Origin of the sequence: Ochrobactrum sp. EDr1-4, assembly GCF_049199085.1 — a bacterium.
Taxonomy (GTDB): Bacteria; Pseudomonadota; Alphaproteobacteria; order Rhizobiales; family Rhizobiaceae; genus Brucella.
In genome coordinates this window covers 62,168-81,495 of record NZ_JBLZOF010000013.1, presented here as the reverse complement: position 1 = coordinate 81,495, position 19,328 = coordinate 62,168, and the positions used below count along the sequence as shown (strand labels likewise).

The window sequence follows — 19,328 nt, the reverse complement described above, 5'->3', positions numbered from 1 at the left end:
AATGATCGACGAACTTCGGCGTTATGCACAAGTCTTGAGTAAAAAGCATTTCTGACTTTGACTCAAAAATAAAAGACCCCCCCAACAAATCTGCCCCGGTTACTTACTTTCGCCACTGGCGCGCGCCAGTGAGACTGTCGTTTTCCGTTTAAAATTGCAATTGCAGTCGTTAACGGAAAAAATGCACTCCATAATCCAAGTGACTGGTTGAAATGATTTGCATTTTTCAATGGGCCCACATTTTCTTATGAGGTGCCGCCTGGCACTATCGAAGCAACTTCAGTCCGATCAATGTGATGGTCGCCCAACCAACCGTTAGCGTCAAGATGAATAGGCTCCAGTTCACACCGATATTCTCTATGCCGAAAGCCATCGCGAATGGAGCAGTGGCCGAAATGATTAGTCTGGCTGACATGATCTTGCCTTGCATGGCACCGTAGCCATCACTGCCGAATAGTGACAACGGTAACGTTCCGGAGACAATACTGAAGAGACCGTTTCCGAAGCCAAAAAGACAGGCAAACATCGTCGTCGCAATAATGGATGGAGCACCGAATAGCAGAACAATGAGGGCTATACCCATCAATGAGGCAGAGATTACTGCCAGACTGATCGGAGCGAGGTTCTTGCCACCGAGCATGTTGATCAGGCGGCTGGCCACCTGAGATGGTCCGAACATCGCGCCAATAAAAGCTGCAGAACCTGCAAGACCGAGCGCACCCAAAATCGGCACCATATGGACCATAATAGCCGCTGCAACGAGAGCCTGCATCGAGAATGCGACGAGAACCAGTAGGAAACCTTTGCGCCGTTGATGGGCAGGCAGATCACCTGAACAGGCGGCTGCGACTGTTCCATTCGTTGATCGCTTCCGATCACTCTTTGCAATAGAACGCGCGAGCATAAGGTGTACCGGCACGCAGAGAAACAAATGGAGGCAAGCGAACAGCAAATAGGTCTGTTGCCAGGTGAGCCAATGCTGAAGGGTTGTTGTGATGGGCCAGAAAATTGTCGAGGCAAAGCCTGCAATCAGTGTCAGATAGGTGATGCTACGCTGGGCAACATTTGGCGCCAATTGCACCAATAATGCAAAGGCTGCTCCATACTGGACGAGGTTTGCGGCGATTTCGATGATCGTCAGCGTGCCTGCAAACACCAAAGCATTTGAAGAAAGTGAACACAGTATGAGAGACACGGCGGCCAGTATCGAACCTATTGTCATCATGCGACCTGCGCCGTAACGATCAATCCATTTGCCTAACCAAGGAGCCAGAAAGCCTCCTGCCAGCAGGGCGACAGATAACGCTCCGAAAATCGATTCGTTGGAAACGGAGAAGTCCCGCGCCATGGACGGCGCGAGAATGCTGAATGAGTAATAGAGGGTGCCGTAGCCAATATTCTGTGTCAGTCCGAGACCGACAATGGCCGCAATGGGAAGCCGTTCAGCGCTCATATTGATTTCAATGAAACTCGCTTTTCGAGTTTGGCCGCTTCTTCCTTGCGCTCGCTATATCGGTCTGTGAGATGATCCGAGATGCCACGCGTCAGAAGTGTGAACTTCACTAGTTCTTCCATCACATCGACCACGCGATCATAGAACGACGAGGGTTTCATCCGTCCAGCGTCGTCAAATTCCTGCCATGCCTTTGCGACGGATGACTGGTTTGGAATGGTGATCATTCGCATCCAGCGCCCCAGAATGCGCATCTGATTGACGGCGTTGAAGCTCTGCGATCCGCCTGAAACTTGCATCAATGCCAAAGTTCGGCCTTGCGTCGGACGAATTGCTCCACCCGGCAAAGGAATCCAGTCGATCTGCGATTTCATGACAGCGCTCATGGCTCCATGACGTTCGGGACTGGTCCAGACTTGGCCTTCAGACCAAAGCATTGCCTCACGCAATTCCTGAACCTTCGAATGCTCTGCTGAACCATCGTCTGGCAAAGGAAGACCATTGGCATGAAAGACACGCGTTTCGGCACCCATCGCATCGAGAAGACGCTGCGCTTCCAGCGTCAGAAACCGACTATAGGAACGATCACGAAGTGAGCCATACAGCAAAAGGATACGAGGCTTATGCTTTGGAAAGTCGGCGCGTAGTGCATCCAGGTTGGGCAATGCGAAGGAATTCTGATCGAGGTTCGGCAGGTCCATGTCAGCGCGACTTTCTTTCATAGATGATGACTTCTCCGTCCTCTTTGGTGAATGAAGACACCGGGTTTTCCAGAATGTCGAGAACCAGTTCTGACGGACGGCACAGATTGGTGCCAAGCGGCGTTTCCACGATTGGACGATTGATCAGGATAGGATGCGCCTTCATGAAGTTGACCAGTTCATCATCGGTCCAGTTTAGATCGGACAACCTCAACTCGGCATATGGTGTGCCTTTCTCGCGAAGGAGTTGGCGAGGCGTCATCTGCATCGCAGTGAGCAGTTCGACCAGTTGTTCTCGCGAAGGCGGATGTTGTACATATTCGATGACAACAGGCTCTTCGCCGCTGGCACGGATCAAGGCCAATGTGTTGCGAGACGTGCCGCAGTTCGGATTGTGATAGATCGTAACTGACATCAGAGTTTTCCTGTTTCGGTGACTGGCTTTTGATTGGCGCCGCGTTCGTACCAGCCCTTGGAGCGGTTGACGATCCAGACGACCGAGAGCATGACAGGCACTTCAACAAGAACGCCAACTACCGTTGCAAGTGCTGCGCCAGATGAAAAGCCGAAAAGGCTGATCGCGGCTGCTACTGCCAGCTCGAAGAAGTTGGATGCGCCAATCAAAGCCGAGGGACCGGCGACGCAATGTTGCTCGCCTGAAATTCGGTTCAACAGATAAGCGAGGCCAGAGTTGAAATAGACCTGGATGAGGATCGGGACGGCCAGCATCGCAATGATCATGGGCTGTGCGATGATCTGCTCTCCTTGAAACCCGAATAGCAGAACGAGCGTCGCCAAAAGCGCAACCAGAGACAGCGGTTGTAGCATTCTGAGCATTGCATCGAAGGATTGTTGTCCGCCGCTGGCGAGAATGCTTCTACGTAGGATTTGCGCGATAATCACCGGAATGACGATATAGAGGACAACCGAAAATACCAGTGTGTCCCATGGCACGGTAATTGCAGACAGGCCGAGCAGTAGCCCGACGATAGGGGCAAATGCCACAACCATGATCGCGTCGTTCAAGGCGACCTGCGACAGCGTGAAATGCGGCTCGCCCTTGATCAGGTTGGACCAGACGAACACCATTGCTGTGCAAGGGGCGGCCGCCAGAATAATCAGACCAGCAATGTAGGAATCGATCTGGTCTGCAGGCAGATGAGGGCGAAACAGCCAGCCGATAAATAGCCAACCGAGAAGTGCCATAGAGAATGGTTTGACGGCCCAGTTTATGAAGAGCGTGACGCCGATGCCACGCCAGTGCTCAGCGACCTGTCTCAATGCACTGAAATCGATCTTTAGCAACATGGGGATGATCATGAGCCAGATAAGAATGGCGACTGGAATATTCACCCTGGCGACTTCAGCAGATCCGATTGCATGGAATACTGTCGGAAAGAAATGGCCCAGAGCTACGCCAGCGACAATGCAAAGAGCCACCCAGACAGTCAGATATCGTTCGAATGTGGACATCAGTTATTCTCCACATTTGTCTGTGTGCTACCTTCCATGGTGCCGATTCCTTTCAGATGATTTTGAAGCGCCATGCGGTCTACCGTGGTATGGGGAAGGCTCAGGAATGCTGATATCCGGTTCTTCAGAAAACGGGCCGCCTGTGCAAAGGCGCGCTGCTTTTCTGCGTCGTTTCCTTCAACAGCGGCAGGGTCCTCAATGCCCCAGTGGGCTGTCATAGGATGGCCAATCCAGACAGGGCAGGCTTCTCCGGCAGCGTTGTCACAGACCGTGAAAATGAAATCCATCTGAGGGGCGTCGGTACCTGAAAACACGTCCCAGCTTTTTGAGTTCAGATTCTCGGTGGAATAGCCGAGAGCGTCCAGTTCCTTGATTGCGAGAGGATGAACGTCGCCTTTTGGCCGACTACCAGCTGAATAGGCGTGAAAACGTCCTTCGCCATCCTTGTTCAGAATTGCCTCGCCCAAAATTGAGCGTGCGGAATTGCCCGTGCACAAAAAGAGCACGTTGTAGATCCGGTCTTTCATTTTATCAGTCCGTTTATGGAAGGCCGAATTCAGCGGCCTTGTGTTACTGGGTGAGCGCTTTCGGTTCGCAACAGGGTGTCAGACTTTTTATAAGAGGTGCGCAGAGCTCGGCACTACCGCCACAGCAGTCCTTGATCATGAAAAGGGTCAGTTCTCGAAACCGGTCGAGATCAGCGCGATAGATGATCGAGCGGCTCTGACGTTCGCCATTCACGAGTCCAGCACGAGACAATGTCGCCAGATGCGCAGACATTGTATTCTGTGGCACATCCAGCATACGCGCCAGTTCACCGGCAGGAATACCGTCTGGTTCGTGTTTCACCAACAGTCGAAAGGTGTCGAGCCTTGTCGATTGGGCGAGGGCGGCCAACGCCGTAATTGCAGCTTCGTTTTCCATATATCGAGAATAACGGATATAACGATGCTGTCAATCAAAGATCTGGATGCTCAGCGGCATTTGGGTGCTTTCTGAAATTGGGCATTGCAGTTCCGTGGAACAGTCGCTCAAACCCATCTTCACCCAGGCTCTGGAAACACTGCGCACGAGCTGCTGTTGATAAACTCGATAATGACGAAGACGAATGTTGTTTGAGGCGAGCCGGCAGTTTTTGTAGGGAAAGTAGCAACTTGCCGAAATAGTCCGTGCTTTCTCGTGCCTTTAGTTGCGCATCGATCAAAGCGTCCAGCCAACGTGCTGCGGTATGAGACGCTTCTGAGCGAGGAGCGAAATTCCGCGCAGACAAGTGGGGCATCTATCACGCAGACGTTTTTTATGGAGAAAACATGAAATGCGTGTTGCAAGTCGCCATTCAGTGCGAAAATAGGGATCAATATCGTTTGCGAAGCAATCCGGACAAAACTGTAGCCAGGTGAAAATTTTGGGTCGACATTTGCTGACAGACAGATTTCGTCCATGTGCACCCGTTCACATTCTGGTGTACAATGACGTCCTTTAGCCAATGTTGGGTGAGGTTCTCAACGCCCGAAGCGCATTGAGGATGACAGCGACGTCAATCAGCTCCTGGAGCAATGCACCGTGAACAGGTTTTAGATAACCGAACGCTGCTGCGATCATGGCAATTACAGAGAGACCAATCCCCACCACAACACTTTCGACAGCAATGCGCCTTGATTGCTTGGCAATTTCTATCCCGGCGCGAAGTCTGTCTATTCTATCTACGAGAAGAACGACATCGGCCGCTTCTGCCGAGGCTGCCGCTCCCCTCGCACCCATGGCAACGCCAACATCAGCCGCTGCAAGTGCGGGCGCGTCGTTGACCCCGTCTCCGACCATCATCACGGGGCCGTTCTTACGCTCGCTGAGCACGGTCAGCACCTTTTGATCGGGTGAAAGTTCGGAGTAGATGGCATCAAGCCCCAAACCCTTGGCGATGCGTTTGGCCACTGCAGCACGATCACCTGTCGCCAGCACTATTCGCTTTACGCCGTCCTTGCGTATACCGCGTAACGTATCGATCACATCGGCTCGCAAGGGATCGGCCATAATGATATAGCCCGCAAGCCTGCCGTCTATTGCGACTGCAACCAGGACTGCGCCAGCTTCAGCATTGGGGATTTCGATAAGCTTTGCGTTGGCTTGTCTCTCAACGAAGCTGTGTCCGCCGACAATGACGCTTTTGCCATCGACGAAGCCAGTCACACCATCCCCGGCCAGTTCGCTCACGTCGGTCGGTATTACAATCTCTATACCCCGTTCCTGAGCGGCCACCACGAGAGCCTGTGCCATTGGGTGTTTGGACACCTGGTCAAGGGAGGCGGCGAAACGCAGTAGGTCATTTTCACTCAATCCTGGCTGCGCGTTGATTGAAGTAATTTGTGGGCGGCCATCTGTCAGTGTTCCAGTCTTGTCCAGCACCAACGTGTTGATACGAGCCATGTTCTCCAATGGACGAGCACCCTTTACCAGCACGCCGAAATGAGCGGAACGCGACAGTCCCGCAATAAGGGCGACGGGCACGGCCAGGATGAGAGGACATGGTGTCGCCACGACGAGAACGGCGACCGACCTTATCGGGTCTCCCGTGAGCCACCATGCTCCGAAGGCGATTATGACGGTCACGATCAGAAAGCCGACAGACCACTGGTCTGCCAGTCTGGACATTGGAGCCTTGGAATGCTGTGCCTCTTCCACGAGGCGAACGATGCCAGCGTAGGTACTATCCTTCGCTTCGTGCTTAGCAAGGATATCGAAAGCATCGCCGGCATTCATTGAACCGCTTAGCACTTCTGCTCCCGACGCAAGCGAAATCGGAAGTGACTCTCCCGTCAAAGCAGACATGTTTACGAAAGCTTTTACGGAAGTGATACTTCCGTCGACGGGGATGACATCTCCCTGACGGATCAGAAGGCGGTCACCGGGACGAATAGTTTCAACGGCAATCTCTTCGAGATGATCATCGACATATCGCATTGTTGTTCGCGGTGCGCGGGACAGCAAAGCATGCATCTCACGGCGTGCTCGTCCCTCGGCAAAGCTCTCAAGAAAGGCTCCGCCAGTATACATGAGGGCGACAATCGAAGCCGCCAGCATTTCCCCAAATGCCAGTGCGGCCGACATAGACATCGCGGCGACGATATCCAGCCCAAACTCCTTTCGGCATAAACTCCGGAGAATCTCGACGAGCAAAGATGCCAGCACTGGCAAAGTGGCAATTGCCCAGATTATCCGTGCTCCCGACGAGTAGCCGGAAAAGTGCAGGCCGAGCCCCATCACAAGTCCGCACAAGGCAAAAACCAGCAGGATTGTTTTTGATCGATCTTCAACCGAGAACAGCATCTTCATAGTCTTCCCGACCTACAGAATGAGTAAATTTTAGGTCCCGCCTCTCACCGACTACGATAATTCTTCTTTACATATGTATTCCCTTAATACTCAGATTGACGGTCAGACCGCTGTGCCGACCAGGGCCCCAATACCAGCCGTGATTGCCATCGCCAAAGCACCCCAAAAAGTAACACGAATGGTCGCCTTAAGCACATTAGCTCCTCCCGCCTTGGCGCCGATTGCACCTAGAAACGCCAGAAACAGCAAGGAAGAGATAGCAACCGCGTAAAGCAAGATCGAGGGAGGTGCGATGACCGCCATCAGTAAGGGTAGGGCGGCCCCGATCGAGAACGTGACCGCTGAGGTCAGCGCTGCTTGCACAGGCCGTGCTTCCATGTGTTCGACAATTCCCAGTTCGTCACGGGCATGTGCCTCCAGAGCATTGCGTGAGGTCAGCTGTATTGCCACCTCCCGCGCCAGTTCCGGGGCTAGGCCGCGATCAATATAGGCTTGTATCAATTCATCGAGCTCTGCTTCGGGCTGAGTTTCGAGTTCCTTGCGCTCTCTGGAAAGATCTGCCAACTCCGTATCGGATTGAGAGCTGACAGAAACATACTCTCCCGCCGCCATGGACATCGCGCCTGCGACAAGGCCGGCGATGCCCGCGACCATTATCTGCGTCGTTCCCGTTGAAGCAGATGCGACGCCCATAATGAGGCTGGCCGTTGAGACAATGCCATCATTGGCGCCGAGTACCGCTGCGCGAAGCCATCCGATCCGGGATACGAGGTGGTTCTCTGTATGTAATCGGCTCATTGAGGTACCTCCGGACATTGTATACATATCATCATACCTCTATCGAGACCCTTTGCGAGTGGCCTGAAAATTAGAAGTATAGAATTCTTCTGCGGCGATCGGGCTTTTTGCCGTTTTTGTTAGAGCTCCTGCGCGGATTTTGAAAATCTGCATTTTCGAGGCAGGCTTGAAAACCTTCATATAATACATTATACATTATAATATATTATATAATGTTAACGTCGGAGGCAAAGATGCCCGTCACGAAAATAACTGAGAAACTGTCGATATCAACGCAGCCAAACGCGCAAGAACTCAGTGTACTCGATCGAAGCGGCTTCAAAACGCTAATCAACAACCGTCGCGATAATGAAAGCGCAGACCAGCCCGGAAACCAGGCTGAACGAGATGTGGCTCACAAACGCGATCTTTCTTATGCATATATTCCGGTCACGATGAATACGATCACGGAAGCCGATGTGCATGCGTTTCAGACGGTGGTCAGAAAATCGGAGGGTCCCGTGCTTGCGCATTGCAAAACAGGTACGTGTTCGCTCACCCTTCATCTCATCGGTGAAGTATTGGACGGACGCATGTCTGTTGACGATATTGTACACTTCGGACATCAGCTCGGCTTTGATACCAGTGTCGCTGCAGTATGGCTTAAACGCTTCGCTGACCGTCGCCCGCGGGTAAAAGGCTTTTTCGATAAGCGAACCTCCAGTGTTCAGTACGTGGTGTCCGATCCGATGACCGGTATGTGCGCAATTGTAGATCCCGTTCTCGACTTTGATGAAAAGTCGGGGTCAACGGCGACGATCAATGCAGACACAATTCTCGAATACGTCCGTGAGAGTGGACTGACAGTCGAATGGATTCTCGACACCCATCCACACGCCGACCACTTTTCCGCAGCTCAGTACCTCAAGCAGAAAACCGGCGCCAAGACAGCGATAGGTGAGCATGTAACCGACGTTCAGAAGCTGTGGAAGGGGATATATAACTGGCCCGAGCTTGCCACCGATGGCTCACAATGGGATCGGCTGTTTGCCGATGGTGAAGCGTTTAAGGTTGGTTCCATCGATGCCAGGGTTCTGTTCTCGCCGGGGCATACGCTCGCCTCCATCACTTACGTGGTGGGCGATGCCGCCTTTGTGCATGACACAGTTTTTATGCCAGACAGCGGTACGGCGCGGGCCGATTTTCCCGGCGGCGATGCGCGAGCATTGTGGGAGTCAATCCAGAATATCATAGCACTTCCCGATGAGACGCGGCTATTCACCGGACATGATTACCAGCCGTGCGGTCGTGAGCCTCGGTGGGAAAGCACAGGGGCTGTTCAAAAGAAGCACAATCCGCACCTGGCGGGCGTATCGGAAGAAGCGTTCGTTGCCTTACGGACCAAGCGCGACAAAACGCTGCCAATGCCAAAGCTCATCCTGCATGCGCTGCAGGTGAACATACGTGGTGGGCGACTGCCTGAGCCAGAAGCCAACGGTAAGCGCTATCTGAAGTTTCCACTGGACGCGTTGGAAGGGGCCGCATGGGAATGACGGTGGACAGGATGGCAATGATGAAAGCGGGGCTATTTTCCATTGAACTATCTCTGCGCGCGGGCGAAGTGGCAGACCTGCTCAAGACACTGTCCCATCCAGCGCGTCTGATGATCGTTTGCAGCCTTGTGGAAGGCGAGTATTCCGTTGGGGAGCTGGAAGAAAAAATCGGGGTTTATCAACCTCACCTGTCGCAGCACCTAACCGTGTTGCGCAGCTCCAGAACAGTCGAGACGCGACGAGATGGAAAACAGATTTTTTATCGCCTCACAGAAGACAAGGCGGCTCAACTGGTCGCTGCCCTTTATGACATCTTTTGCGTGGAGGGCGTAGAATGACCACTTATCTATCCTCACTTGTAGGTGGGATGTTAATCGGCATTTCAGCAGCGATGCTCCTGATCCTTAACGGCAGGATTGCTGGAGTAAGCGGAATCGTCGGGCGACTTTTACAGAGAAGCGCGTCGTTAACAAACCTTGCGTTCGTCGTGGGACTGGTAATCGGGCCAATTATTTATCTGACCGCTTTCGGCACCTGGCCCACTGTGCAAATTACTACTGGGTGGCCACTGATCATCGTCGCCGGACTTCTTGTCGGCTTCGGTTCGCGCATGGGATCTGGCTGCACGAGTGGGCACGGTGTGTTGGGGCTGGCTCGTCTGTCACCGCGATCAATTGCAGCGGTTGCTACCTTTCTGGGAACAGGAATGATTGGTGTTATTGTGCTGCGAGGTCTGGGGCTATGAACCTAAAGTTTTATCAATTCTGCAGCGCTCTTGCCTCCGGTGCCATTTTCGGTTTTGGACTGTCTATGTCTGGAATGCTCAATCCCGTTCGTGTACAAGGCTTTCTCGACATTTTCGGCGCTTGGGACCCAAGTCTTGCGTTTGTTCTCGGCGGCGCGGTTAGCATCGCCTTCATTGGTGTTAAAATGACGAAGCGGATGCAGCATCCTACATTCGACGACAGTTTTCATGTGCCAACGCGTCGACGGATCGATGCGCCTCTTATCATTGGCTCGGCGCTGTTCGGTCTGGGATGGGGCATTGGCGGCTTTTGCCCCGGTCCCGCTATAACGTCATTGTCGATGGGGTTGCCTCAAACTATTCTCTTCGTCATCGCCATGCTAGTTGGGATGATCGGGTATGACAGAATCTGGGGTACACAGCTTTGAGCAATTCTATCTTTTGGCAATAGGTTCTGGCGGTCCCCCGTCATCCCCCTGCTTGAGAATAAACACCTTCTGGGCATCTGAAACTTCGATGCTTCCCACTCCTTCTCCCAGCCCGGAAAATAGCGCGGAAAACTCTAATCATAAACGATCCAGTTTTAAGGGAGCAGAGCAGTTCGGCTTTTCGTCCGCCATCGCTATAATGTCGAAGATTCATGGTGCAGTTTAAGGTCGGTCTGCCCGAAATCCTGTCCTTTAAACAGCAGCGGTGCTTTAGATACGCTGGCCACAGCATAGGAATAGCAGTCACCCATGTTCAGACTGGCTGGGTGACGGCCTTTGCCAAATCGATCAAATGCTTGTTCAGCCGCGCGATAATGCGCTTGATCGAAAGCTATTGCTGTGATGTTTGGCAAATCCACGAGCTGATCGATAATTGCAGCGGCATTTTGAAACCCCTTGCCTGTCAAAACCATGCGTGTTTCCAGCAGTGGGGGCCAGCCGATAAGCGCGGCCTCGCGACGCAGCAACTCATCAGCTTCCGGTTCGTGCAAGGCCATGGCCAGGATGACCGACGTATCGATGGTGATTATCGCGGCAGTCCATTCTCATCATAGAGGTCGTCGTGAGCCGAGGTTGTGCCGGCAGGCACCGTTTGTCGGCCTTCAGCCATAAGATCCAGCATCGCATCGAAAGGGGTTAATGCCTGCTGCTGGCGCAATTCCTGGTCATAACGCTCCAACGCACGCTCAACGAGCCGGTTCACCGGCATGCCTGTTCGCTTTGACAGCGCATGTGCCAGATCGCGCGCCTTGGAGCTGCGCACCGACAACTGTGGTTCGGACATGGCCTTTTTCCTCAAATCGAACGAGATCTTAGCAAATTACAGTCTTGGTGGCAATGTAATCACCGATGATGGCTAACCTCCGATAACTGAAAACCCACGCAGGCACTATATGAAGGCTGGCTTAACAATAAAGCCTCACGGCGAGCTTATTTTAAACACCTGGATGGTATAGGCGCCGAAATTAGCTCCCCTAGCCTTGGTTTGTTAATTTAGCTATGCGGGCCTCCATGGAATTTGTGACTTCAGTATAAAAGGAAAATCCGACGTTTAATCACGTTGCTCTGGTTCGTACCGTGAATCGCATTAAGAAATGTGTGCCACCTGACCGGGCATCATTGGCTGGAAACGCGTCGAATTAACGCCGCGGGCCTCAAGTTCTTTTGAGAGTCGAATAGCTGGATCATTCCATGCTTCGTCAGTGAGTTTAAACACGCCCCAATGCATGCCCAGGACCTTATCGGCGTCGAGATCACACATGATTTGGATGGCTTCCTCTGGATCAACATGCTGAGGGGCCATGAACCAACGAGGATCATAAGCGCCGCATGGCAGAATTGCTAAATCAGGCGATCCAAATTGTCGTCGCATGTCGCGGAAAATCCTCCCTGTTCCATATCCGGTGTCCCCTGCAAAATAAATCAATCGTCCAGCCGTCCTAACCATAAAGCCGCCCCAAAGGGCCATGCGACGATCGTGTAAGCTGCGTCCTGACCAATGATTTGCAGGAACGATGTGAATCTCCGTATTTTTACCAATCGAGAAAAAATCTCCCCAATCACCTGTCTCGATACGAGCGTCTGGCAAGTAACGCCGGATCAAAACATCATTGCCCAATGGTGTAACGAACAGTGGCGAATGCCCCGCTTTGAGCTTTCTTAAGGTCTGTACATCAAAATGGTCATAATGGTTATGGGACAGCAAGATTATGTCGATCGGCGGAAGGTCGGTCAATGCTATACCGGGAACAGCGACACGTTTAGGTCCGACAAGGTGAAAAGGACCCGCGCGATCTGACCATACTGGATCGGTGAGGAGATTAAGACCAGCAATTTGAATGAGAACCGTCGCATGGCCGACCATTGTTACGGTCAATGCGTCCACACGACTTTCAGGGACAACCTGCTGAACATTGATCTTAGTTGGCCAGGCGTTTTTAGGAGAAGCACGCTGCCAGCGCAGTACTTCTTGAACACCACGATCAGTCATAGGTTCACCCGGGTTGTAGAACCTTTGGCCGTCGAAATGGTCTGTTACTGGCCCGTGATAATAGGGGTTTAATCGCAATATTCTGCCACTCTCTGATTTGATAGCCGACTGAACTAACTCTCATTACGTCTGAGGGGTATTCTCAGTTAGCAGCAGCGTTGGTTCAAGCTTTTCCAGCCCCTGATACGGATTTGCATGGATTGCCAATATCCATAAACATAAAGTTGCACTGAAGGAAAAAATCGTCAAAGCCATGCTGCCAGCGCGTGTTCTGTCAGCATGGGTTGAAGCAATTGTCATAATCGTCATCAATGTGAGTGCCAATACCAAATACCATTTGTAAGCATCAACTGACGTCGTTCCGACTGCCAACCTCAAGTTTCTCGAATTTTGCAGAATATCAAAATCATTGAGAAGATGTGAGATAATCGGCGAGGGAATATCGCTCTGGCTTATCGCAAAAATCTCATTTCGAATATTCTGTAATGCCACCTCAACAGAAGAAACCGGGCGCAGGTTGATATTCTTCGTCCACTCATCCTCTATGACCGCCGTTCGATATGTTATCAGAGCCTCCCGTAGTTCAGGCGCGTTAATGGCCGGAGAATTAGCCGTACCAATCAAGCGTACAATAGCTGATCGCTCATCACTGGTGGCTTGGTCAGCTTTTGAACCCACAGCCCAGATGTCGGCTGCCACAAAGCCGAGCGCGAGCGCCCACGCCGTAGCCACTGTCCCTATGAATGCTCCGATAGGAATGGAGAGATGATTATGTTTTGCATGCTTTGCAAGCACGTACAAAACCAGACGGCCGAATAAAAAGAACGCCACACCTAAAGCTGTGAAGGCTAAAAAAGACGTATAAACAGAGAGTTGAAATACTGCGGCCATTCAGTGAATTCCAAACTGATAACGTGTTGTTTATCTGCGATGTTTTTTCGCATTAGCGGGCGTATAAGTTTTTGGCTTTACATCTTCAACCGCCACGATACTCGTAACCATCTTCACGCTGAGCTCTATTAATGAGATGCTTCTTAAGCGCCTCTATTTCGTCAGCTTGCCAGGTTTCTATGCCCGTAACCTCTAGCCACGCATTTAAATAGTGATCCGGCGCATAGACGTGCCCATAACCCATCGGCACCGTGTCCGACAAAGGCATATCGATGAGGATTTGCAGCATGCTCACAATCGGATACCATCCCAGCATGGGCGATACATCAGGACCTCGCGGCGATTTCATCCAGTCGGCTTCCTGATAGGCCAGACTTTTATCAAAAAAGGTGATCGCATCGCTGGCATATTGTAAATAGACGAAACGCGTATTACCCCATTGCGCTGTATTCCCCTCTGGCGTGCCGTTCTGGTTCATGAAGCGCACAAACCGTCCATCCTGAAAAACCGGCAACCATTCTGTTGATCCGGCATCGCGAGTATTGGTCAGCGAGCGCCATTTTTCACTCGGGAAGGGTGGGCCACTCCAGACCGCGCCATTAATTGGATCTCCCAGAATATCGAAGAAAGTTATAGACCGCTGGGAATTAAACGCACCCAGACTAAGTCCATGAAGATAGAGCTCTGGACGTTGATCAATCGGCAGCTTTTTCCAATGATCATAAACGGCCCGGAAAAGCGCCTGTGATGAAGCAAGTCCGTTTTCTGGCTGAAATAGGAGTGAAAGCGGGCTGTTTAAATAAGAATACTGCAATGCAACGCTTGCGACATCGCCGTCAAACAAGAACTCCAGTCCATCAATTGCGGACGGGTCAACCCACCCAGTGCCTGTTGGCGTGATGACAACCAGTGCTGCGCGATCAAAAGCACCTGTCCGAATTAGTTCGCTCAGCAGTAATTGAGCGCGTTCATCGGGTGTATCCGCCACCTGCAAGCCAGCGTAAAGCCTAATTGGCTCTAACGAGGTTCGATTGTTAAAATCGCTGATTTCCGATGCTGTCGGTCCTGACGCTACAAATTCACGTCCAGCACGCCCCAGTTGTCGCCAATCGAGTTTTGATTGAGGATTGCCAGCGCGCTCCGCTATGAGTGGCTGCGGGCGGTCCGGTTCAATGAGAGCGTCAAATCTCTGAAAAGAACTGTCTAATACGCGGAATGAATACTCTACCAAAACGCCGTTTGCTATTGTAAATATAAGAGCAAACGTAATTGCTGCGCCGACAATAATGGATACTCTGCGTGGAAAATAGCTGTTGAGTTTATTGATTATCATCCGGCCCAGAACGATTATCCCACGCGCCAGAAGAACGAGAGCCCCAAAGGTTATCAGTGCCAGCACGCTGACACTAAATGGATAACCGCTTTCCACAGGCTCCATATTCAAAACGCTGCGGATCGAGTTTTGCCAGCTTGCGGTTTGATACAAGGCCAAAAGCATGATGCTCAAGCAAATTATAGCCGCTAATATTTTGGCATATTTTAAGATCTGAGCATTGAGGCTGGGTAGCTCCAAGTATAACCAAAGCCAACGCAGAAATACGCCGATACCATAACCCGAACCAAAAGCCACACCCGCCAAAATGCCCTGAAAAACGTAATTACGTGGTATCAGGCTGGGTGTTAATGAAGCAGCAAAGAATAAAGCTCCAATTATAAGTCCCGAGCCACAGAAAGAGCTTCGCATACGAAATTTTGTTTTATGCATATATTAATATTTCCCGCCTCTAAATCCCCAGTCTGAAGACGATTATTCATTTGACGATAAATTTGCAAATGAAAGTGATAAAATGCCGATCAAATTCGCCTTATTTCACAGAGAAACACGCTTTCAAGGGCATTGTATTCTGCTTAGGAATCTGTGACTTCTTATTTTGAATATTGCAGTGTTGGTTTCAGCGCTTCATAAGGCGGTATTTGTGGGGAAGGGGCATCATTTTGAATTGGCGTGTTTTGATATTCGGACTGGCGATATGTTTTCCGCAAAATGTTTATGCGGCAGATGCCGTCTATAATGAGCCGAACGTTGAGCTCCGGACAGCACGCCCAAGCTTCGCGTTGCAAATTACACCCTATATTTGGGCAACTGGGCTGAAAGGAGCGGTTTCTCCATTTGGGCCGGGGCCAACAGTGGGAGTAGATCGTTCATTCTCAGACGGCCGGGATGGGCTCAATGTTGCAGGTTTCGTAAATATTTGGGGCCGATATGACCGCTTCGTGCTTTCTGCGAATGTGATGTACACCGATACAACAGACAGTGATACTTACAGATTTCCGGGAACGTCTCAGCTGCCAGCGATAGATGTAAAAGGAAATCTAGACACAAAGCAATTTATGGGAACCCTTCAAGGGGGGTATCGCGTCTTCGATGTTCGCGGTCTTACTCTTGATGCACTGGGCGGCATCCGTATTTGGCATATCTCCAACGAAATCACCGCAAGCGGTTTAGGACGATCAGAGAGTTATCACGAGAGCTTCAGTTGGGTTGATCCCGTGGTTGGGTCCCGTGTATTTGTCAATCTGGCAGACAGGCTGTCCCTGCAAGCGCAGGCAGATATCGGCGGATTCAGCGTCGGTTCTGATTTGACCTGGTCTGTTTTGTCTACGGTCAATTATACGCTCACTCAAAATCTATCGATGTCCGCTGGCTATAAAGTGCTGGATGTCGATTATAAGCATCATGGCCACGTCTATGACGTTCGATTTAGCGGCCCTGTGCTCGGGGTTACATATCGTTTTTAGTGCGGCTTCCCAACTGGCATGACTTGGGAATGACAAATCATATGGATTAATAGTTCGGGGAAATTAGATGCTAAAGTCACTTGGGATAATGCTGATAAGTTCAGTGCAGGTGTTCCTCACGGTAACTGCGCTACAAGCGCAAACGCCATCACAACCGGAAACCATTTTTTCGAATGTTCGAATTTTCGACGGCACGAAGTTGACATCTCCCATGAACGTACTTGTCACGGGCAATCAAGTCGCCAAGATTTCCGCTGATCCGATCGTGGCGGATGATACTGCGATCAAGATTGCCGGTGAAGGGCGTACACTGATGCCAGGTCTCATCGATGCGCACTGGCACACGTTCATGGTTGCCCCTTCCATGGCGGTGGCAACTACTGCACCCATAAACTTCGTTACATTGCTGGCCGGTGCTGAGGCTGAAGCAACTTTAATGCGTGGCTTTACCAGTGTTCGAGATTTAGGTGGCCCGTCGTTTGGTCTCAAGATGGCCATCGACAGAGGCGTTATCCCGGGTCCGCGCATTTGGCCATCCGGCGCTATGATTTCTCAGACAGGCGGTCATGGTGATTTTCGTATGTTGTCTGAAATACCATCACCATCAGGAGCATTGAGTTACGCAGAACGTGTGGGCATGTCTGCTATAGTTGATTCACCGGATGAAGTACGAAAGCGAACGCGTGAGCAATTATTGCAAGGTGCGAGCCAGATTAAAGTGGTTTCTGGCGGCGGCGTGTCATCGCCCTATGGTCCGCTTGATACTGTGCAACTAAGTGTGAAAGAGATCCGTGCGGCGGTAGAGGCTGCTGCAAATTGGGGCACCTATGTAACGGTTCACGCCTATACGCCGGAGCCCATCCGCAATGCTATCGAAGCTGGTGTCAAGGTTATTGATCATGGCCAGCTTGCAGATGAAGAGACCGTAAAATTGATGGCTGAGAAGGGGATCTGGTGGAGCCTCCAGCCGTTTCTTGATGACGAAAATGCAAACCAACACGCACATGGCGATGGACAGGCGAGTTCAGCGGCAGTTCGTGCCGGTACAGACAATGCATATAAGTTGGCTAAGAAATACGGTGTAAAAGTTGCTTTTGGCACGGACATCCTTTTTGATGCCGCACGCGCCGCACAGCAGGGATCGCAACTCGCGACGATGACGCGGTGGTACACGCCTGCTGAAGTCCTTAAAATGGCAACCACAGACAATGCCGAGCTTTTAGCGCTATCTGACCGGCGCAATCCTTATCCGGGTAAGTTGGGTGTTGTTGAAGAAGGTGCACTTGCTGACTTGCTTTTAGTGGACGGTGACCCGATTGCTGATATCGCACTGCTCGCTGATCCGAGCAACAAATTACTCGTGATTATGAAGGATGGACAGATTTTCAAAAATCAACTGTAGGCCGTATCTATTCATAATCGAATGATATGACACTTTTCAGTTTCTCGAACACTGAATTTTTCGGCTCGAATTTGTTATCGATTGCCTTCGATTCACGGCTGTCGCGGCGGAATGCTTTTAACTCGTCACTGGCAGCTGAAAGAGAAGTGCCACCTTTAAGGTGTTTCTTGCCAGTATCGAGGAAAATTCCTTTGATCATCTTTTTATAAAGATGTGGCAAGTCGCTCGCGGCCGGAGATCGCAGCATTGCAATGCACATCGCGTAAGCGTCTGCAATGCGGATAATATTCTGCGCCGATAGATGTTTGCGCATCGTACCGCTCATATTCTTGATGACATGTTTACCCGAAAGGTCCCTACGGTCCGGTTTTCTGCCTCATCTGCACGTTATTTCAAAAGCCAAAAGATCAGCGCCACGTCTATAATGTTGCTAATTACTACTATGATTTCGTGAAGGGAACGTGCATTGAGGTTGCTGTTACAGGCCTTGCTAAAGAAAAGGAATGTCATAAGAGGACGCCAGTCTAGATAGTTTCCAAAGCTGGGACAGCGATAATTATAGCCAAAATCAGCCTTGATAATCTTGGTTATAGATAAAATATTAAAATTATAATCACCTCCCCGCCAAGTGATAGGCTTTATTGCGAAGATTATCGCGGATAAAAATACTAATATAGCCGGTGCTTTAATCGAATAATGCTAGAAGAAAACCTTTTGTTAATATCACTAAAAATATAAAGATCATGCAATTAAGTTTCTCATGAAAAATGGAGTAAAACTATGATCCGTGGCCTCTTATTTACATCAGTATTTCTTCTTCCCGTCACTTCGATAGCGCAGGAACTGCCAACCACTTCTTATTTGCCAGTTGAATTAGCGGTTAAATCAGCACAGGCAGCGTTAGATGCGTGCGCTACCAAAGGCAGCAATGTGAGTGTCGCGATCGTCGCGCGCGATGGCAACACCAAGGTTTTATTGAAAGCTGACAATTCTGGCCCGCATACTGGCTCAAGTGCTGAAGGTAAGGCTTTTACTTCTGCTGCGCTGGGTCGCGACACGGCTGGACTTGCCAGCTTTATCACCGCACAACAGGAAAATTCAGGCATGCGGGATATGGATCCACGCATGGTCATTCAAGCTGGTGGTTTGCCGATTAAAATTGGTGAAGCTCTGGTCGGTGGCATTGGTGTAGGTGGAGCACCCACAGGAGCGATTGACGCAGAGTGTGCAGTGGCGGGACTGAAAGCAATTGGAGCAGTCATTCCTGAATAAGGCGAATGGTGCTACAAGCGTTCACAACCCGTTGGTTAGCGGGTTGTGACAAGTACTTCTCATTTGGTAGCTACTACAATTGATCTGGTTTCATATATGGAAGATGCTGTTCCACGTCAGATGTTTGTATAGCGGTTGGACCGCGAGAAAACGCCACGATGCGGACGCAAGCTGTCGACTGGCGGTCGTTGGTCGGTGTCGGTGATTAACTCGGGTATCACCACAAATCCGGCGAGGCTTTCGCCTCAATTTCCGCAATGCAAGCTACACGCATTCAACTTGCCGATTTGCTATGTCAATCAATGAGTGTCGTTGCCCCCGAAAGATCGGACAATTTTACGTGTTGATTTGATCCGCGATGAATTCACGGGGTGAACGATAACCTATAGCCTTATGAGGATGAAGAGTATTGTAATGGTCGAACCATGAAGGCAATGCTGTAATCACGATCCTC

The 19,328-nt window shown here is 50.9% G+C and carries 22 protein-coding genes and 1 pseudogene; 7 read left to right on the top strand and 16 right to left on the bottom strand.

Features of this window, described 5'->3' with window-relative positions; all coding sequences use genetic code 11:
* Positions 1-265 precede the first annotated feature (265 nt).
* The 9 genes from arsK to ACOZHT_RS22835 form a co-directional block, all read right to left on the bottom strand.
* Complete coding sequence (gene arsK / locus ACOZHT_RS22875; RefSeq protein WP_421566739.1) at positions 266-1,453, bottom strand: arsenite efflux MFS transporter ArsK; 1,188 nt, start codon at positions 1,451-1,453, stop codon at positions 266-268.
* Positions 1,450-2,175 carry an arsenical resistance protein ArsH gene (arsH, locus tag ACOZHT_RS22870; RefSeq protein ID WP_421566738.1) on the bottom strand — a complete coding sequence of 242 codons (726 nt, stop codon included), beginning with the start codon at positions 2,173-2,175 and terminating at the stop codon, positions 1,450-1,452. The genes arsK and arsH overlap by 4 nt, the downstream gene beginning before the upstream one ends.
* The gene (gene arsC / locus ACOZHT_RS22865; protein ID WP_421566737.1) at positions 2,156-2,569 is read right to left on the bottom strand and encodes an arsenate reductase (glutaredoxin); all 414 of its coding nucleotides are present in this window, start codon (positions 2,567-2,569) and stop codon (positions 2,156-2,158) included. The genes arsH and arsC overlap by 20 nt, the downstream gene beginning before the upstream one ends.
* The gene (gene arsB / locus ACOZHT_RS22860; RefSeq protein WP_421566736.1) at positions 2,569-3,627 is read right to left on the bottom strand and encodes an ACR3 family arsenite efflux transporter; all 1,059 of its coding nucleotides are present in this window, start codon (positions 3,625-3,627) and stop codon (positions 2,569-2,571) included. Before arsB ends, arsC begins: the two co-directional genes overlap by 1 nt.
* Positions 3,627-4,154 carry an arsenate reductase ArsC gene (locus tag ACOZHT_RS22855; protein WP_421566735.1) on the bottom strand — a complete coding sequence of 176 codons (528 nt, stop codon included), beginning with the start codon at positions 4,152-4,154 and terminating at the stop codon, positions 3,627-3,629. The genes arsB and ACOZHT_RS22855 overlap by 1 nt, the downstream gene beginning before the upstream one ends.
* Positions 4,155-4,197: 43 nt before the next feature.
* Entirely contained in the window at positions 4,198-4,551 is a 354-nt protein-coding gene (locus tag ACOZHT_RS22850; RefSeq protein ID WP_024899212.1) for an ArsR/SmtB family transcription factor, read from the bottom strand.
* A 276-nt stretch (positions 4,552-4,827) separates the two neighbouring features.
* A complete protein-coding gene (locus tag ACOZHT_RS22845; protein ID WP_421566743.1) occupies positions 4,828-5,031 on the bottom strand; it encodes a TniQ family protein in 204 nt (67 codons plus the stop codon).
* 75 nt (positions 5,032-5,106) lie between these two features.
* Positions 5,107-6,951 carry a heavy metal translocating P-type ATPase gene (locus tag ACOZHT_RS22840; protein ID WP_421566742.1) on the bottom strand — a complete coding sequence of 615 codons (1,845 nt, stop codon included), beginning with the start codon at positions 6,949-6,951 and terminating at the stop codon, positions 5,107-5,109.
* A 108-nt stretch (positions 6,952-7,059) separates the two neighbouring features.
* Positions 7,060-7,755, bottom strand: coding sequence for a VIT1/CCC1 transporter family protein (locus tag ACOZHT_RS22835; protein ID WP_421566734.1), 696 nt, complete (start codon positions 7,753-7,755; stop codon positions 7,060-7,062).
* Between the two features lie 233 nt (positions 7,756-7,988).
* Between ACOZHT_RS22835 and blh the strand changes: the two genes are divergently transcribed.
* The 4 genes from blh to ACOZHT_RS22815 are packed head-to-tail and all read left to right on the top strand — an operon-like array spanning position 7,989 to position 10,460.
* Positions 7,989-9,287, top strand: a complete 1,299-nt coding sequence (gene blh, locus ACOZHT_RS22830) for a bifunctional sulfur transferase/dioxygenase Blh (RefSeq protein ID WP_421566733.1) — start codon at positions 7,989-7,991, stop codon at positions 9,285-9,287.
* Entirely contained in the window at positions 9,278-9,625 is a 348-nt protein-coding gene (gene bigR / locus ACOZHT_RS22825; RefSeq protein WP_421566732.1) for a sulfite-sensing transcriptional repressor BigR, read from the top strand. Before blh ends, bigR begins: the two co-directional genes overlap by 10 nt.
* Positions 9,622-10,032: a YeeE/YedE family protein gene (locus ACOZHT_RS22820; protein WP_421566731.1), complete on the top strand. Its 411-nt coding sequence runs from the start codon at positions 9,622-9,624 to the stop codon at positions 10,030-10,032. The genes bigR and ACOZHT_RS22820 overlap by 4 nt, the downstream gene beginning before the upstream one ends.
* Positions 10,029-10,460, top strand: coding sequence for a DUF6691 family protein (locus ACOZHT_RS22815; RefSeq protein ID WP_421566730.1), 432 nt, complete (start codon positions 10,029-10,031; stop codon positions 10,458-10,460). Before ACOZHT_RS22820 ends, ACOZHT_RS22815 begins: the two co-directional genes overlap by 4 nt.
* A gap of 194 nt (positions 10,461-10,654) precedes the next feature.
* On the opposite strand, the gene ACOZHT_RS22810 is transcribed toward ACOZHT_RS22815, so the two are convergent.
* The 5 genes from ACOZHT_RS22810 to ACOZHT_RS22790 all read right to left on the bottom strand — a co-directional run bounded on the left by ACOZHT_RS22810 (position 10,655) and on the right by ACOZHT_RS22790 (position 15,166).
* Positions 10,655-11,050: a type II toxin-antitoxin system VapC family toxin gene (locus tag ACOZHT_RS22810; RefSeq protein WP_421566741.1), complete on the bottom strand. Its 396-nt coding sequence runs from the start codon at positions 11,048-11,050 to the stop codon at positions 10,655-10,657.
* Positions 11,047-11,304 carry a type II toxin-antitoxin system VapB family antitoxin gene (locus ACOZHT_RS22805; protein WP_421566729.1) on the bottom strand — a complete coding sequence of 86 codons (258 nt, stop codon included), beginning with the start codon at positions 11,302-11,304 and terminating at the stop codon, positions 11,047-11,049. The genes ACOZHT_RS22810 and ACOZHT_RS22805 overlap by 4 nt, the downstream gene beginning before the upstream one ends.
* A 303-nt stretch (positions 11,305-11,607) precedes the next feature.
* Complete coding sequence (locus ACOZHT_RS22800; RefSeq protein ID WP_421566728.1) at positions 11,608-12,510, bottom strand: MBL fold metallo-hydrolase; 903 nt, start codon at positions 12,508-12,510, stop codon at positions 11,608-11,610.
* A gap of 123 nt (positions 12,511-12,633) precedes the next feature.
* Positions 12,634-13,401, bottom strand: a complete 768-nt coding sequence (locus ACOZHT_RS22795; protein ID WP_421566727.1) for a hypothetical protein — start codon at positions 13,399-13,401, stop codon at positions 12,634-12,636.
* An 85-nt stretch (positions 13,402-13,486) separates the two neighbouring features.
* Entirely contained in the window at positions 13,487-15,166 is a 1,680-nt protein-coding gene (locus tag ACOZHT_RS22790) for an alpha/beta hydrolase (RefSeq protein ID WP_421566726.1), read from the bottom strand.
* Between the two features lie 230 nt (positions 15,167-15,396).
* Here ACOZHT_RS22790 and ACOZHT_RS22785 point away from each other — a divergent pair, with 230 nt between their 5' ends.
* Positions 15,397-16,200 (top strand): opacity family porin, encoded by an 804-nt coding sequence (locus ACOZHT_RS22785; protein WP_421566725.1) that lies wholly within the window; start codon positions 15,397-15,399, stop codon positions 16,198-16,200.
* Positions 16,201-16,411: 211 nt separating this feature from the next.
* On the top strand, positions 16,412-17,602 hold the full coding sequence (locus tag ACOZHT_RS22780) for a metal-dependent hydrolase family protein (RefSeq protein WP_421566724.1): 1,191 nt from the start codon (positions 16,412-16,414) through the stop codon (positions 17,600-17,602).
* A gap of 7 nt (positions 17,603-17,609) precedes the next feature.
* On the opposite strand, the gene ACOZHT_RS22775 is transcribed toward ACOZHT_RS22780, so the two are convergent.
* Positions 17,610-17,915 carry a hypothetical protein gene (locus ACOZHT_RS22775; protein WP_421566723.1) on the bottom strand — a complete coding sequence of 102 codons (306 nt, stop codon included), beginning with the start codon at positions 17,913-17,915 and terminating at the stop codon, positions 17,610-17,612.
* A 467-nt stretch (positions 17,916-18,382) separates the two neighbouring features.
* Here ACOZHT_RS22775 and ACOZHT_RS22770 point away from each other — a divergent pair, with 467 nt between their 5' ends.
* Positions 18,383-18,874, top strand: a complete 492-nt coding sequence (locus ACOZHT_RS22770) for a GlcG/HbpS family heme-binding protein (protein ID WP_421566722.1) — start codon at positions 18,383-18,385, stop codon at positions 18,872-18,874.
* A gap of 336 nt (positions 18,875-19,210) precedes the next feature.
* Here the strand turns inward: ACOZHT_RS22770 and ACOZHT_RS22765 are convergent.
* A pseudogene (locus ACOZHT_RS22765) lies at positions 19,211-19,321 on the bottom strand (integrase core domain-containing protein); the annotation flags it as partial.
* Positions 19,322-19,328 lie beyond the last annotated feature (7 nt).